This window comes from Flavipsychrobacter stenotrophus (genome assembly GCF_002954265.1).
GTDB lineage: Bacteria > Bacteroidota > Bacteroidia > Chitinophagales > Chitinophagaceae > Flavipsychrobacter > Flavipsychrobacter stenotrophus.
On record NZ_PPSL01000002.1, the window covers coordinates 784974 to 800275 of the forward strand.

Here is a 15302-nt window from a genome sequence, read left to right on the forward strand (position 1 = left end):
AATAAAATTAATATCATTTTCAGTTGAATGTCATAGTAGTATGGGGTTGCTTTTATGCGGCAGGCGAAATGTCCTTCTTTCTTGTATCGAATCGCCTACTTAGTTTTTTCCCTATTTCCATAAATCGCTTTTCTACCACCACATAAGAGATGTATCCCATTAATGCCGATAAGAGTATAGACTCAAGCATATATAAATAAATATTCTGAGATCTTGCAATGTCGTATATGATCTGTTGTATTAAAAAACCCCATAAATAAATACCGTAAGAAATGTCATGCTTGATTTTAATCTTCTTTACATATTTATTCTTGCACAACAACAGCACAAGGTAACAGGTAGTGGTTATAAATATAATTTCATTGAAACTTGTTCGCCAAAAAATCAACGTTAATAACAATAGTACAACGCCTACTATGTTATTCAGCACTATTTTTTCTTTGTTTACGGCCAAAAACGACCCCAGCGCAAAAGACAACGGAAGTAAGCTGTGCTCAGTATTCTCCCCCCTACCAATTATCTTCAGGTGAAATACAGCATCTATAAATATAAGTAGGATCATAATGTTAAAAATGGGTTTCCTACTCTTTATGAAGAAAAACGCTAATAGCAAAAACGCATAACACCTTACTTCCAATCGTAGCGACCACAAGGAACCATTAACAGTTTGTCCAAGATTATTATGACGAAACACCCCTGGCAAAGTATAGTTGGTAATGAAGGCAAAATTTGAAATGATGTATTTATATGTGCCGGTATTCCTGAAATAGTCACCAAGAGGATATTCTGTTGCAATCGGCCCTACTATAAAAGTAGTGATCAGCAAAAGAAATAATAAGCCCGGCATCATTCTGAAAAAACGAGAGATAACAAAAACTGGAATAGATTGTCTTTTCAGTAAGCTATCTGTAACCAGTAAGCCACTAATGAAAAAGAATATTTTAACCGCTATTGCACCTGAATAAGTGAAGCCAGTCAGCAATTCTATTATATCTCGCTGGCCGGGGTTGGGGTTTAACCGGTATGAATGTCCAACTATAACAAGAGAAGCACATATGATCCTTATGAAATCAAGGTTGTTATTGTCTTTTACCAAAAACTCCTTTATGCTCATATTTTTTGTAGACATTGCGATCTCCTTATAATTATTAAGGCGTAACTGCCCTCGGTATTGCAAATTGTAATTTGGTGAAGTGAGTATCAGTGATTGTGGTGCTCGCCTAGAGCAGGCGAAAATACCGCCAGAAAACGAAACGTCCAAATGGCCCGACATTCCAGTTTCATTCCGATACAACAGATATGGATTAGATTGCCTTTGGCAGTTGGTTTTAGCTTGATAAGTGAAAAAGGTAACTATGGTTAAATAAATGTTACCTAAACCTCAAAGGATAAAACTTTTTTTGATATTTTCTTCGCCTTTCATACCTTTGCGCCCGTTAAAGGCGGTTTTATTCCGTTTATTTTTTATGTGTGAACAGGCTAGTGTGCTAATTACCAGAGTTTTATGAAGAAAATAGTTGATTACAGAAAGTTTTTGAATGTTACTGAAAAGGCGGATCTCGCTGAATTGAAATCCGTATACAGGAGCCTGGTAAAAACATGGCACCCCGATCGTTTTAATGATGACGCTGAAAAGAAGCTGGAAGCAGAAGAAAAGAGCAAGTACATCATTGAAGCATATCACTTCCTGGTGAGCATAGCCCCCGAAACCCGCCAGCAGACACTTGCCGACTACATGGTGACTACAGCAGGATCTACAATTGTAGATTTTGAATATAAGTCCCAGGTGTTGAAAATATCTTTCGTAGATGGTACAGAGTATGAATATTTCGATGTTCCGAAAGCTATTTACGTAAAGCTGGTCAATGCTGAATCTCCTGCACGTTTTGCGCGCAGGCATATCTACACCTCCTTTGTTTACAGGAGCACCAGCCGCCTTACTTCTACCGAAGCCGCAGCAGAACCTGTAGCCGCAGAGCGTCCGGCTTTTGCAATGTAATCATCAGTATAAAAATTTGGTAGCCCCGCACACAATGCGGGGCTATTTTGTTTTTGGGCCACTTAGTAGCGTCATCAGTTGCTTATTAAAGTCATTGGTCGCTGCGCCCAATGTAGTAAAAAACGAATGATCAAATTGCTCCACAGTTACCACAGCTTTCTTTATCAGCTTTTTGCCGGCATCTGTAAGTACAACCGTCTTAGCCCGGGTATCAGTAGCATGTTCCTGCCTTGTCACCAATCCCTTGCGCTGCAGCGTACGCAACACCGTAGAGGTGGTCATAGGGTCGATCTTGGTGTGCGACGATAATAATATCTGCGTTACTTCCTTGTGTTGCAATGTCAGCCAGTGTATACTGGCCATCAACACAAACTGGCTGTGAGTTATGTCGTGTACTTCCAGCGCCTTGCGTATCTCCCTCTGCCACAGGTTGGTGACCTGCCATAGCAGGAAGCCCGAACTATCCTCGGCTTTATCTACACTAAAAGTATTGTCTTCGTGCTTCATTCCTTAACTAACATTTGCGTGCTAATGAGCTTAAAATCTTCCTCGCCTATCTCCAGGAAACCGAAGCGAAAAGGATAACCCCACGATCGTTTATCAGGAATAAAAGTAAGTTGATTTATTAAAGGAAGAATAGAAACAGCGTTACACGGCAGGAAATTTATATTTCTGCGATAGGGCACAAAGTGTTCGCTCATTGCAAATTGATAGACCACATCATCTGCCACCTCACCGATCGCAGTAAATGCCTGTAGTTTGGTGTCGTCCCCCATCCTTTCTTTCGATGAATAGAAAACGACGCCATCTCCTTGCTTCATCCGTTTCAGCGGCGCCTCCTTCCCATGGCAGGCTTGCATATAACTACCCGCTACACCCCACTGCGTATGTTCATTACTAACTACAGTCAGCCAATATTTCCTCTGGCTCATAGTTTCGCCGCTGTTTTTACCTGCGCGGGCATCTCTGTTGCCAATCCACTAGCTATCCCCGAAGCTACTAACTTCACCCACAAAAAACTCAGCAGCCCTTCCACTTTCATGGTCGTAGTTATCTTTAGCCCCGCGGATGTTTCCTCAAATGTGTGCTCACCATACATCTTAGCCAGCGGAAAACGGGTAAGGTCAACAAACTTTTGGTTAGGTATGGTTTCCGCCAGTTCTATTTTCACTTTTGGCCCTCCTTGGGGTTTTAGAATAAAGTGATTGCCCGCAGTAAATGCACCTTCCATCTGCGCGTATTCTATGCCTTCATCCCACGTATGCCAGTTATTTACATCGGCAAACAGGCGCCACATCTGCTCTTTAGTTACTTCATTTGTTGTTATTGAGTGAGATTTTGTCCACATGATCTTGTCTTTTATTTATTGTAATCACAAATATAGTAAGTGTACTTACAAAATAAAAAATATTTTTTTTGCTGGCACATTTTATGGGAAGAGCCTATCATAATCTACCTATTTTTGCACCCATATGAAAAAGCTGTTGCTTATATGTTCTGCCATTCCCCTACTGTTCATTGCGGCTTGTGGCGATTCTGCTCAAAAAGACACTTACGTTTTCCCTGCTCCCGGCGCGGTCATAGACAGTGCAGAGATGCCTGTAACTACCGATGCGTTGAATGATTTTACTTTTTATGTGGTTATAAGGGCGGATAGCGATGTTGCTAAAGGCATCTATGATGTTACCGCTACTCATGGTGTAAACACCGCCGAAGGGAAGTTTACAATGCCCAAAGGTGCCGAAAAATTCAAACCTGCCATCAGGAAGGGCACTAACTCCGAAACCTTTATCATAGGTTTCTATGCGCCAAAAGACACTACGTTTTACGACTATTTCGAGGTTACTGGACAGAAGCTGAATATAGGCATGAAGTACCTCAAATCTTACACGTTTGAATAGGGTTTATATTTTCATTGAGTAAATGTCATGATGCCGAAGGTATCAGATGTCTATAGCAAAACGAATACAAATTTGGGAACGATGCCGAAGGTATCGGATGTATAATTAAGCAAACCACCATTCACTTAACGACATTGACCAGAAGACTAATACCAACTCAAAATCGTACACGTTTGAATAACTCCTCACCCAAAATATTTTACCCTTAGATAATACCCCCTGAATAAAAAAATCTTTACCTTGTAACTTAAATTCAATTTATATATATCATGAACATCCCTGTAGTAGACCTTGCGGAATTTAATAGCGGAGATCCCGCCCGCAAACAAAAGTTTGTAGAACAACTGGGTAAAGCATTCGAAGACACCGGTTTCGTAGCGGTTAAAAACCACACCATACCCGATGCGCTGATTGCCGACCTATATGAATATGTGCAGCAGTTCTTTGGTCTTAATAGCGCCACCAAAGATAATTACGAGATACCGGGCCTTGCTGGTCAGCGCGGTTTTACCTCTTTTGGTAAGGAACATGCCAAAGGATTTGATGCTCCCGATCTGAAGGAATTCTTCCAGTTCGGACAGGAAGTTGAAGACAGCGATCCTATAAAGAGCGAATATCCAGCTAATATCACTGTTACTGAGGTACCTGCTTTTACACCAACACTATTAAAAGCTTACCGTTCTTTCGAAGAGTCTGGCAAGGCATTGCTACAGGCAATTGCATTATACCTCAATCTCGACGAGAACTATTTCGACGAATATGTACATAATGGCAATTCGATACTCAGGGCCATTTACTACCCGCCTATCGTACACGAACCAAAGTCTGCTATTAGAGCAGAACAGCACGAGGATATCAACCTAATTACACTCCTCGTAGGTGCTTCGGCCGATGGACTGGAGATATTGACCAAACAGCAGGAATGGCTGCCTGTTACCTCTCTGCCAGAGCAAATAGTGGTAAATGTAGGCGATATGCTACAGCGCCTTACCAACAACAAGCTAAGGTCTACTACACACCGTGTAGTTAACCCTCCGCGCGAAAAGTGGGCAACGCCTCGCTTCTCTATACCGTTCTTCCTGCACCCTAAAAGTAAGATGAGCCTGGCTTGCCTGTCAAGTTGCATAGATGCTCAACACCCTAAAATGTATGAAGATTATAGTGCAGGTGACTACCTCGACGAAAGGCTTCGCGAGATCGGTCTGAAAAAATAATTTCCCGCTCATACTAACAAAAACCCCTTGACACACGTCCATGTCAAGGGGTTTTGTCATATAAACCATTCATTTATTATGTCACCATACTTTTATAACTTCGCGCAAAAAAGCGTTGTAACCCTTTTCAATATATGAAAAAGATAATATTTTTATTGCTGGCGGTGGTCGGAAACAGTGTAATTTCTTTAGCGCAAGACACGCTGAAGGCAGCAGGCCTTAATCCAATATTGGGAGAAAGTTATTTCTCCGTTACCTGCGATACTACAGGTGTAGTACCCGGCAATGGTGGCGCTGGCGTCACCTGGGATTTCAGCGGCCTCGTTGCCACCAGCTGGGATACCGGCATAGCTGTAACCTGTGCTTCCACTCCCAATTGCGCCATGTTCCCCGGTACTACTATAGCTATAAAATCGCTTACCGGACCTACCGTTAATTATGCCATAGCTAACAGCACTAAATACAGCCAGAACGGTTACTATTTCTCTTCTTCTCAGTATGCTACTTTCTCCGATCCGCTCGATCAGTTGCATTACCCTATGGGCTACCTCGATAGTTTCACAGATACATATGCAGGCACTATTATCTATACAGTTGGGTCATTGCCTATTACAGCGCATGAAAATGGTATTGCAATAGTAGGCTATGATGGCTATGGCACATTAAAGCTGCCTGATGGCTCTACTCAGACGAACACCATGAGAACACATAGCTACCAGCTCTATGTAGATAGCGCATCTGTATTCGGCATAGACACTGTTGCCAGCTTCATACTCAACACTTACACATGGTATAAAAATGGTACGCACAGCCCTTTAATGACTATTCTTACATCAGATCAGGTTGCCGGCTCATTACATACTAAGATAGTGAGCTGGAGCAAAAGAAACTTTACTTTAGGCATTACGTCTTTGAGTGAACTTTCCAATTCGCTGACACTGTACCCCAACCCTGCCAGCAATGAACTGAATATCCAACTTACACCTGCAACCGGCGATCATGTTCGTATAACGATGATCGACCTCCTGGGCCGCGAAGTGGCTGTAATTACAGATGAAACCGCTCAAGCTAACATAGATATACACTACAACACATCAACGCTTCCACGCGGCTTATATCTTATACGCATGCAGGCGGGCAGCGAAACAGTAACTAAAAAAGTAACACTGCAGTAATTAAAATTGATTTGTACTTAACGGCAGCCTCCCAAAGGCTGCCTTTTTTTGTTACAAAATGACTCTGCTGGAGCGTAGACTCTGTCTACGCTCCAGCGGTCGCCGGTCTCCCGACCGGCACATCGGGACATATTCGTTTTGAGTACGTAACAACACGCTTCCCTCTTATTTTAAAACTACCGTTACCCACATGTTTATCTATTATAATGTAATGCCCCGTAGGGAAATGTCATTAATTTAAGGCACTAACACCATGTCATGATGCCGAAGGTATCAGATATCTATAGTAAAGTCAGTCATAAATCGGGCACGATGCCGAAGGTATCGGATGTATAATTAAGCAAACTTCTCTTAACTTACGACATTACCCCGTAGGGGTTACCAGTTTGTAGCACCCGATTCTCCTCTCAATGAAATTGCCCCGTAGGGGCTACCCTTTTCTTTAAAATTACCGAACACATATCTTCTATATCCCCCTCTGCTTTGGAGAGGGCAGGGGTGAGGCTCAATAAACCTTAAAACAGGCAATTCCCATTGCCCCCATTTTTTGTTACAAAATGACCCTTTTTCCCTTATATTTGCTATTGACATCTATGCTTTGGTACTATTATAGTGCAGAACTGAGTCAATACCTGGTGCATTACACATTCCGGCAGGCGTATTTTCTTGCCACCGGATACAACAATTTTAACGATGGAATACAATACCTCACGCACGCAATTGCAGATGCCCGAATATGGCCGCAATGTGCAGAAAATGATAGAATACCTTACTACTATTGAAGATAAGGCTAAGAGACTACGAAACGCTGAAGTGATCATAGAGCTGATGGGCACATTGAACCCACACCTCAAAACTATAGAAGATTACAAGCACAAGCTGTGGGACCACCTCTACCAGATGACAGGTTTTAACCTGGAAGTGGATTCTCCATACCCGCCACCAACACCCGAAGTGGTTTTTAAGAAGCCTGAAGTATTGGCGTATCCTAAAAAGAGCATTGAGAACAGGCACCTGGGCAAGAACATCACTCAGCTATTGGAAAGAGCGCTTGTAGAGCAGGATCCCGATAAGCGCCAGGGGTTGACGCAGACCATTGGTTACTACATGAAGCTTGCATATGGCAACTGGCATAAAGAACCCGTGCACGATGATATGATCAAGAGCGAACTGAAAGAACTAAGCGGTGGATTGCTGCAATATGAAACTGGCGGCTACCGTGTTCAGTACGATACGCCTAGGCCTGCATTCAAGCAAAACAACAATCGCAATAACAACAACCGCAACTTTAAAGGCACGCAGGGTAATCAGCCGCAAAGCGGCCAGCCTCGCCAGAACAATTTCCGCGACAGAGATGGTAGCGGTGGCGCACAGCAAGGTGCAGGCGCTGGCGGAGGATACAATAACAAATTCAAGAACAACAACAATAAGTTCAAGAATAACAAGAATAAGAATAACGGGTAAGGGCATCTATGAGAATCCGCCCTTTATGTTAAGGTTCCTTTATGTTATGATGCCGTAGGTATCATATCTCTGTAGCAATAGCAACTGGAAATTGGGAAACGATGCCGAAGGTATCGGACATCTATATAAGCGGATAAAGTTATACAGGCCGATAATATTGGGTTGAAAATCAAAGTTTTACTTTTTACTTTTTTACTTTTCATCATGAATGCTTTTGAAATAAGGGGTGGCAACAAACTGAGCGGATCTATTACTCCACAGGGAGCTAAAAATGAAGCCCTGCAGGTGTTGTGCGCAGTGTTACTCACAGATGCACCGGTTACATTAAAGAATGTGCCCGATATCATTGACGTAAACACCCTTATTGAACTGCTGGAAGACATGGGTGTGAAAGTATCTCGCCCCGTACCCAATACAGTAGTGCTACAAGCCGATGGTATTGACCCCGACTATTTCAACACACATGCATTCAAGAAGAAATCGGGCAAACTGCGCGGCACAGTAATGCTGGCCGGCCCTATGCTGGCTCGTTTCAAAAAGGCATACATACCTCAGCCAGGCGGCGATAAGATAGGCCGACGCAGACTGGATACACATATACTCGGTTTTGAAAAGATGGGCGTGGCCTTCGACTACGATCAGGAAAATCAGATGTTCTCGCTCAATGGCACCAACCTGCATGGCGCGAGAATATTAATGGAAGAACCATCAGTGACCGGCACTGCTAACTTGCTGATGGCCGCAGTATTGGCCGAGGGCATGACTACCATCTACAATGCCGCCTGCGAACCATATGTGCAGCAGCTATGCCTTATGCTCAACAGCATGGGTGCTAAGATCACCGGCATCAGTTCTAACCTGCTCATAGTAGAAGGGGTAAAAACTCTGGGTGGTTGCACCCACACTTTACTTGCCGATATGATCGAAGTTGGTTCATTCATTGGCCTTGCTGCCATGACTCAGAGCGAACTAACAATCAAAAACGTAAACCTTGAATCACTGGGCATCATCCCCGATGTGTTCAAAAGACTGGGCATTGACCTTTCGATAAATGGCGATGACATTTACGTGCCGGCCCAAGATCATTACCGGATCACCAAGTTTATAGATGGCTCTATTCTCACTGTTTACGACCATCCATGGCCGGGCTTCACTCCCGATCTTATCAGTATTATGCTGGTGGTAGCTACCCAGGCCAAAGGCACTGTACTTATCCATCAGAAGATGTTCGAAAGCCGCCTGTTCTTTGTAGATAAGCTTATAGAAATGGGTGCGCAGATCGTATTGTGCGATCCGCATCGCGCAGTAGTTATCGGGCTAGACAAACAACAGTCACTCAGAGGCATCAACATGGTGTCCCCTGATATTCGTGCTGGGGTAGCATTGCTCATAGCGGCGCTCTCCGCCACCGGTAAAAGCACCATACAAAACATCCACCAGATAGACCGCGGTTACGAGCGTATAGACGAACGCCTCAATGCCCTCGGCGCCGACATAAAACGAATATAAACAGTTATTTAAGACGCTATTCTGATTGCAGGCAATCATTATCCAATTACAGAAAGCAAAAGAGGCGTGTCATTGCGAGCCCTTCGCGAAGCAATCTAACGTAAGGGCGTATTCGTTTTGTACTAACCACCCACCTGCACATTTATTCCCGCCGTTGTTGATCTTCTGACCAACACCCATCCGACCGGCTCTCTTTGAAACATCCCGGGCGGGTCATTGCGAGGAACGAAGCAATCTAGTAGTGGGACGTATTCGTTTTGTAGCCCTAACACTGTAAACAACAGCCCCGGCTCTCTTCAAGACAACCAACACCTCCATTAACAATCTGTCGCGAGAGTTAGCGTAGCGCTCTCGTGACAATATGATTTGACGGGTCTCTGACAATAAGTGTTCGAAAAGAGTAAAACAGCTCGTGATATGTCCCTTTGGGCAATGTCATTAAGTTAAGGTGATAATAGCACGTAATGATGCCGAAGGTATCAGATGTCTATAGCGGATCTTACAGTAATTTTTGAAACGATGCCGAAGGTAACGGACGTCTAATTAAGCGAATTTCTCTTAACTTAATGACATTGCCCGTAGGGACTACCGGTTTGTAGTAAAACGTAACAAAAAGTGGGCGTTGCCCCGTCAGGGCAATGCCATTGACTGAAGCAAATGCACTAGCTCTGAAAGAGCGTCCTCAATAGCGTAGGGCGTTTTAGCCCTACGTCAGAAGCCACCATAACACAAAGCTCTGAAGGAGCGCATTCAATATGGAAGAATGCTTAAGTCAATGCCTTATCTAAGCACAATAGCAACTTTTCGAACACTTATGGTCTCTGACCCGAACATCTATCCTACTTTACGCCCACCCTACATAATTTAACACATCCCAATCACATATGATTGAATTTCTATTTAAGAATGAGTATCTTTAATTGGCAAAAATGATGGCATATGGCATATCGTTTCAAATCAATAGTTTCGGCACTATTACTTGTTATGCTTCCGGCAATTGCATTGGCAGATAGCGGCCCGGCCCGCGAAAACCTGTCCACACAGATAATGGCCCTATCCATCTTCAATGGCATTCTGTTCATCACTTCACTCATATCCATCATCCAGTTCTTTCTCAAAGATGGCCATAACCGCACCCCCTTTCATGCATTCAATATCATGTTTGTGATCTTGTTTTATGGCATTGGACTTTCATTTCTTATTCACCACAAAGAATACTTCGAAGGCTTTGAACATCTTAGCGACCAGAACGCTATCATTAAATATTTTCTCGACAAGGATATCATTAGCTGGATAAAACTGCTGATCCCCGTTGCCTTTATACTCAACATCATCTACGTGTTGAAGAATGCCAGGAGCTACTATCTGGAATAACCCTTTATTTAGACATTACCGGCACTAGCCCATGTCTCATCAGTATATCTTTTATCTTACCCATATCCGGGGCACCTCCGGCATTGAATACTGCTGCTATTTCCGTAAAATATGCCGGGCCAAATATACCCGGCGTGATCACCGCCAGAAACTTAATTCGCTCATTGGTTCTGTTCTCAAAGCCATGTACTATGCCACGCCCTACAAAGGCGCTATCACCCGGGCCTACCTCTGTTTCCTTGCCGTCAATAGTATATGTAACCACACCTTCTATACCATAAATAGCTTCATCAAAAGATTCGTGATAGTGGGGCACGGGCATCTTCGCCCCCGCATCAATTATACACTCAAACATGGTCATTTGTTTGTTAGTGTCGTGTTCGTCAAGCTTAAAACGCACCTCCATACCGTTGAAGTAAATAGATTCTTTTGTTGCCATGAGTTTTCATTTTTTATACCTCAAATGTATAGGACAATCTTTCCATAGTCCGGCAAAATGTTGTGAACATCAACTTGTACGATGCATACATTACCGCGCAGTAAGTAAAGACTTATTATCTTACAGCAATATCATTACTGCACATGCAAACACCCCAAGTCCAACACGAAAAAATATCCCGCCGCCGGCTTAATGCTATATTCGGCGGTTCTATCGGCAACCTGGTGGAGTGGTACGACTGGTATGCTTATTCCGCATTCGCACTGTATTTTTCAGGGTCATTTTTCCCTGCCGGCGACCAGACAGCTCAATTATTGAATACCGCCGGTGTGTTCGCACTTGGCTTCCTTATGCGCCCCGTAGGCGGTTGGATGTTTGGCCGCATTGCCGATAAGGTAGGCCGCAAGCAAAGCATGACGCTCAGTGTACTACTAATGTCCCTGGGCTCTTTACTTATAGCCCTTACACCCACCTATAGTTCTATTGGCATTTTTGCGCCCATTGCCCTCTTGCTGGCGCGTTTACTACAAGGACTTAGCGTGGGTGGCGAATATGGTGTATCTGCCACCTACCTCAGCGAAATGGCCACTAAAAACAGGCGGGGCTTCTACTCCAGCTTCCAGTATGTTACCTTGATAGGCGGGCAGCTTATTGCCCTGGGCATACAGCTTATTTTACAGAATGTACTCCTTACCGATGCGCAACTGCACCAGTGGGGCTGGCGTATACCTTTTGCCATCGGTGCTGTGTTATCTATTGTGGCTTTATACCTGCGTAGTAGCCTTAAAGAAACCAATGCATTTGAAGGACAAAAAAATACGCCCGACGAGAAGAAGGGAACAATGAAGGAGTTACTGAGGCACCCCAAGGCACTGATGATCGTTATAGGGCTAACATTAGGTGGCACACTGGCGTTCTATACCTACACCACCTACATGCAGAAATTTCTGGTCAACACAGTTCACCTCTCCAAGGGAGAATCAACATTGATATCCTTCTTTTCCCTGCTCATATTTGCTTTGCTGCAACCCGCCTTTGGCGCATTATCAGATCGCATAGGTCGCAGACCAATACTGCTATGGTTTGGAATAACAGGCACTTTATTTACTGTCCCGCTGCTCACTACACTCAGTCACACCACTTCATTATGGGGCGCATTCTTTTTGCTGATGGCGGCATTGCTTATTGTCAGCGGCTACACCAGTATCAGCGCCATTGTAAAGGCCGAACTTTTCCCCGCTGAGATACGTGCTTTAGGCGTAGGTCTGCCATTTGCGCTTACTGTAGCCATTTTCGGTGGTACAGCCGAATACATAGCACTATGGTTCAAAAATGCCGGGCACGAGCAGTACTACTACTGGTACGTTACCCTATGTGTATTACTGTCATTGCTTGTCTACCTCTTCATGAAAGAAACTAAAACCATCTCTAAAATAGACGAAGACGTGGAGGGGTAAACCCTCTTCCAACAATGAACAAGAAGGGCTAAGCACTCCGTGCTTAGCCCTTCTTACATGATCTTTGTGCCCAGCTACTATACACCAAACTGGCTCAGGTGATGGTCAAGATGCTTATAAAACATATTGTTCCATTCTAACTTGGTAAGCGGACCGAAAGAGTTGGATTCCTTATTGTCGAAGTGAGCAATGCCCATTTGTTCGGTCTTGTTCAGGTAGTCTGTCAGCCTCTTTTGCTCAGTTTCAAACACTCTCGGATCTGTGATCAGGAATGCCGGTGCAGTCCTTGAGTTTTGCTTATACGGAGCCTCATTAACCACAAGGTTCTTCACAAATGCTTTTAACAGGAAGCGGGTAAATGCTCCAGGCTTAGGGTGCTTATTGTCATAAACCATTTCATACGTCACACAGCAATGTGCCAGCATCTGCGATACGCTCATCTTGCCCCACTTAGGCTGGGTATCGGGCTGTAGTTTATTGATGCGGTCTATAATGCCGTCTGTTACGCTGCGGGTAAATATATTAGGTAATGCCATGCTCTTTTTTGCGGAAAGATATAAACATTATCCAAAACGTTTGACACCCAGGGTATTTCACTTGTCGCCGGCGGCTTTAGGCATTGAAAAAAAGAAGGTGGTCCCTTTGCCTACAGTGCTTTCTACCCAAAGATCACCACCATTCTTAATAGCAAACTCCTTACATAGCATCAGTCCCATTCCGGTTCCCTTTTCATTAGCTGTTCCTTCTGTGCTATGAAACGGTTCAAATATCCGCTTCAACTGCTCAAGCGGTATACCCGTTCCATTGTCCTTAACAGAGAATACCACCATATCCTTCAGCATTGTTTCATCAGCATTGATCTCTATAGTACCATTCTCGTACGTAAACTTTATGGCATTGGCCAGCAGGTTGCGGACTATAAAGTCAAAATGAGTGTAGTCGGCATATACAGTGAGACCTTCCGGTATATTGTTTCGTACAGCGATACTTTTATCCACTGTTGCAGAATGTTTGAAATCAACATTCTGCTGTACAAATGGCCTTGCCTCGAACGGTAGTTGTTGCAGGCTGGTGCCTTTCATTAGCGACTGCCCCCAAAACAGCAGCTTGTCCAGCGTTTCAGAGGTAGCCTTGGTATCTGTTTTTAGCTGTTGGAATATCTCCTTCTTTTCATTCTCATCAAATATGTTCTGGTCATAAAGATCCAGCACCATATATATCCTGGCCAGCGGTGCTCTCAGATCATGGCCTATTATCGAGAATAGTTTGTTTTTGGTGCTATTGAGTTCACTCAGCTCACCCTCATGTTTTACCAGCTTTTTATTCAGCTTTTTTGTACGGCTATACATTACTATCATAGTGGTCAGTGCTATGATAAGCGCTATAGATACTATAGTTATGATAGTACTTTGTACCGCATTCCTATGGCTCAGACTTTCCAGCTGTCGCACACGGCTATTAGATTTTAACAGCAGACGGGTCGTATTATTTTCTTTAAATTCTTTCTCCCTGTTTATCCTGTCAATGCTGTCTATTATTTTGGTCTGCATCTTAGAGGCATAGACAGCATTCATATACTTGCCCTGCCGTTCATACATAATGGCTAGTTCGCCAAAGAGCCTTGCCCGCGTTGCCGGGTTGTGCATTTTATTGCATATGCCCATGGCCTCATCAAGGTACTCATTGGCATACTGCGGTAATGCTATCTCTGCTGCATTAAGCAATATATTTATTTGCATGGCATACAGGTTTTGCCGCCTGGCTATGCTCATGGCCCTATTCCAGCAGTCAATTGCTTTACTGGCATCTCCCCGTTCATTATAGTAAACACCCAGGCTATACAGGCTTTGTGCATGTGCGTTGATCAACTCCGGCACATCACTCAATATGATATTCCGCTGCAGGTATTTCAGTGCCTCTTCATCTTTGTTCTTTGCCAGGTATAGTTCTGCTAGGCAGTTGTTCAGTGCAATGGTGGTATCCGATACAGGTACCTTTTTCGCAAGGTCTTCTGCCCCCATAAGATACATTTGGGCTGTAGCTACATCGCTGTTTTGCAGGTATAGTTTGCCCAGGTTCATATAGGTCAGCATTCTGCCGGCATGATCAGTTACTATAGTGTCATAGAGCTCCAGCGCGGTTGCGTAATACTCTATAGCGGCAAGGTCGTTTTTACGCGCTGCCTCAAGTGTGCCTATAAAATTTTGCACAAGGGCTATATTTCTCAGGTCGTGCAACTCTCTGTAAAGTCCAATGATGAACAGTGCCCTTTGTTTTGCCTGTTCATACCTGCCCTGTTCCCGGTCTATTAGTGCAAGTGCCATCAGCATCTCTGCCTGGCCTTCTATATAATGATTGCTGAGACTATACAACAAGCCTTGTTCTGCATAATATACCGATGAATCATTGGCTGTGTTCTTAGCCTTTTCTATCGCTTGTTTATATACGGCGATTTTACCTTCATGCACTTTATCATCGCCAAAGCAGAGGGCAGGTAAGCTTAATAGTAATAACAGAATTTGAAAATAGAGCGGGATATTTCTCAGTTTCATGATCATAGTTTTCAGAGGTGATGCCACACACTATTTATACGGCTAAACTTTTTATATAGTTTCATAATGAATAAGTGAATCGAGGCATATTTAAATAATTCATTCATTGTGTTCCGATTATATAAAAGGATGGGAATTAAAAACAGTGCCACTGGTAGGTAGGTGGAGCACAAAAAACGGGCACCCTGTTCAGGATGCCCGTGCTTAAAGCTTTAGTT

Annotated in this window: 15 protein-coding genes; 8 read left to right on the top strand and 7 right to left on the bottom strand. The window is 43.7% G+C overall.

Annotation, left to right across the window (positions count from 1 at the left end; translation table 11 throughout):
• Positions 1-52: 52 nt before the first annotated feature.
• Positions 53-1129, bottom strand: coding sequence for an acyltransferase family protein (locus CJD36_RS08595; RefSeq protein WP_161499255.1), 1077 nt, complete (start codon positions 1127-1129; stop codon positions 53-55).
• A 375-nt stretch (positions 1130-1504) separates the two neighbouring features.
• Here CJD36_RS08595 and CJD36_RS08600 point away from each other — a divergent pair, with 375 nt between their 5' ends.
• On the top strand, positions 1505-1999 hold the full coding sequence (locus tag CJD36_RS08600) for a KTSC domain-containing protein (protein WP_105038722.1): 495 nt from the start codon (positions 1505-1507) through the stop codon (positions 1997-1999).
• Between the two features lie 42 nt (positions 2000-2041).
• Here the strand turns inward: CJD36_RS08600 and CJD36_RS08605 are convergent, their stop codons facing one another.
• From CJD36_RS08605 to CJD36_RS08615, 3 genes are read right to left on the bottom strand one after another with little or no spacing between them, the layout of a single operon-like run.
• Positions 2042-2506: a MarR family winged helix-turn-helix transcriptional regulator gene (locus CJD36_RS08605; protein WP_105038723.1), complete on the bottom strand. Its 465-nt coding sequence runs from the start codon at positions 2504-2506 to the stop codon at positions 2042-2044.
• Positions 2503-2931 carry an EVE domain-containing protein gene (locus CJD36_RS08610; RefSeq protein WP_105038724.1) on the bottom strand — a complete coding sequence of 143 codons (429 nt, stop codon included), beginning with the start codon at positions 2929-2931 and terminating at the stop codon, positions 2503-2505. The genes CJD36_RS08605 and CJD36_RS08610 overlap by 4 nt, the downstream gene beginning before the upstream one ends.
• Entirely contained in the window at positions 2928-3347 is a 420-nt protein-coding gene (locus tag CJD36_RS08615; protein ID WP_105038725.1) for an SRPBCC family protein, read from the bottom strand. Before CJD36_RS08615 ends, CJD36_RS08610 begins: the two co-directional genes overlap by 4 nt.
• Before the next feature lie 124 nt (positions 3348-3471).
• Between CJD36_RS08615 and CJD36_RS08620 the strand changes: the two genes are divergently transcribed.
• The 6 genes from CJD36_RS08620 to CJD36_RS08645 all read left to right on the top strand — a co-directional run bounded on the left by CJD36_RS08620 (position 3472) and on the right by CJD36_RS08645 (position 10636).
• A complete protein-coding gene (locus CJD36_RS08620) occupies positions 3472-3900 on the top strand; it encodes a hypothetical protein (protein ID WP_105038726.1) in 429 nt (142 codons plus the stop codon).
• 269 nt (positions 3901-4169) lie between these two features.
• Entirely contained in the window at positions 4170-5114 is a 945-nt protein-coding gene (locus CJD36_RS08625) for an isopenicillin N synthase family dioxygenase (protein ID WP_205685576.1), read from the top strand.
• 134 nt (positions 5115-5248) lie between these two features.
• Entirely contained in the window at positions 5249-6289 is a 1041-nt protein-coding gene (locus CJD36_RS08630) for a T9SS type A sorting domain-containing protein (RefSeq protein ID WP_105038728.1), read from the top strand.
• Positions 6290-6982: 693 nt separating this feature from the next.
• A complete protein-coding gene (locus tag CJD36_RS08635) occupies positions 6983-7753 on the top strand; it encodes a DUF4290 domain-containing protein (protein ID WP_105038729.1) in 771 nt (256 codons plus the stop codon).
• 204 nt (positions 7754-7957) lie between these two features.
• Positions 7958-9262, top strand: a complete 1305-nt coding sequence (murA, locus tag CJD36_RS08640) for a UDP-N-acetylglucosamine 1-carboxyvinyltransferase (RefSeq protein ID WP_105038730.1) — start codon at positions 7958-7960, stop codon at positions 9260-9262.
• A 939-nt stretch (positions 9263-10201) separates the two neighbouring features.
• Positions 10202-10636 (top strand): hypothetical protein, encoded by a 435-nt coding sequence (locus tag CJD36_RS08645; protein ID WP_105038731.1) that lies wholly within the window; start codon positions 10202-10204, stop codon positions 10634-10636.
• Between the two features lie 4 nt (positions 10637-10640).
• Here the strand turns inward: CJD36_RS08645 and CJD36_RS08650 are convergent, their stop codons facing one another.
• Positions 10641-11075, bottom strand: coding sequence for a cupin domain-containing protein (locus tag CJD36_RS08650; RefSeq protein WP_105038732.1), 435 nt, complete (start codon positions 11073-11075; stop codon positions 10641-10643).
• 143 nt (positions 11076-11218) lie between these two features.
• Here CJD36_RS08650 and CJD36_RS08655 point away from each other — a divergent pair, with 143 nt between their 5' ends.
• A complete protein-coding gene (locus CJD36_RS08655) occupies positions 11219-12532 on the top strand; it encodes an MFS transporter (protein ID WP_105038733.1) in 1314 nt (437 codons plus the stop codon).
• Between the two features lie 77 nt (positions 12533-12609).
• On the opposite strand, the gene CJD36_RS08660 is transcribed toward CJD36_RS08655, so the two are convergent.
• Positions 12610-13068 (bottom strand): DUF1569 domain-containing protein, encoded by a 459-nt coding sequence (locus CJD36_RS08660; RefSeq protein ID WP_105038734.1) that lies wholly within the window; start codon positions 13066-13068, stop codon positions 12610-12612.
• 57 nt (positions 13069-13125) lie between these two features.
• Complete coding sequence (locus tag CJD36_RS08665) at positions 13126-15084, bottom strand: tetratricopeptide repeat-containing sensor histidine kinase (RefSeq protein ID WP_161499256.1); 1959 nt, start codon at positions 15082-15084, stop codon at positions 13126-13128.
• Between the last annotated feature and the right edge of the window lie 218 nt (positions 15085-15302).

Excerpts from the sequence above, each read along its gene's own strand:
- CJD36_RS08595 (WP_161499255.1), bottom strand. The coding sequence starts at position 1,129 with ATGTCTACAAAAAATATGAGCATAAAGGAGTTTTTGGTAAAAGACAAT.
- CJD36_RS08600 (WP_105038722.1), top strand. The coding sequence starts at position 1,505 with ATGAAGAAAATAGTTGATTACAGAAAGTTTTTGAATGTTACTGAAAAG.
- CJD36_RS08605 (WP_105038723.1), bottom strand. The coding sequence starts at position 2,506 with ATGAAGCACGAAGACAATACTTTTAGTGTAGATAAAGCCGAGGATAGT.
- CJD36_RS08610 (WP_105038724.1), bottom strand. The coding sequence starts at position 2,931 with ATGAGCCAGAGGAAATATTGGCTGACTGTAGTTAGTAATGAACATACG.
- CJD36_RS08615 (WP_105038725.1), bottom strand. The coding sequence starts at position 3,347 with ATGTGGACAAAATCTCACTCAATAACAACAAATGAAGTAACTAAAGAG.
- CJD36_RS08620 (WP_105038726.1), top strand. The coding sequence starts at position 3,472 with ATGAAAAAGCTGTTGCTTATATGTTCTGCCATTCCCCTACTGTTCATT.
- CJD36_RS08625 (WP_205685576.1), top strand. The coding sequence starts at position 4,170 with ATGAACATCCCTGTAGTAGACCTTGCGGAATTTAATAGCGGAGATCCC.
- CJD36_RS08630 (WP_105038728.1), top strand. The coding sequence starts at position 5,249 with ATGAAAAAGATAATATTTTTATTGCTGGCGGTGGTCGGAAACAGTGTA.
- CJD36_RS08635 (WP_105038729.1), top strand. The coding sequence starts at position 6,983 with ATGGAATACAATACCTCACGCACGCAATTGCAGATGCCCGAATATGGC.
- murA (WP_105038730.1), top strand. The coding sequence starts at position 7,958 with ATGAATGCTTTTGAAATAAGGGGTGGCAACAAACTGAGCGGATCTATT.
- CJD36_RS08645 (WP_105038731.1), top strand. The coding sequence starts at position 10,202 with ATGGCATATCGTTTCAAATCAATAGTTTCGGCACTATTACTTGTTATG.
- CJD36_RS08650 (WP_105038732.1), bottom strand. The coding sequence starts at position 11,075 with ATGGCAACAAAAGAATCTATTTACTTCAACGGTATGGAGGTGCGTTTT.
- CJD36_RS08655 (WP_105038733.1), top strand. The coding sequence starts at position 11,219 with ATGCAAACACCCCAAGTCCAACACGAAAAAATATCCCGCCGCCGGCTT.
- CJD36_RS08660 (WP_105038734.1), bottom strand. The coding sequence starts at position 13,068 with ATGGCATTACCTAATATATTTACCCGCAGCGTAACAGACGGCATTATA.
- CJD36_RS08665 (WP_161499256.1), bottom strand. The coding sequence starts at position 15,084 with ATGAAACTGAGAAATATCCCGCTCTATTTTCAAATTCTGTTATTACTA.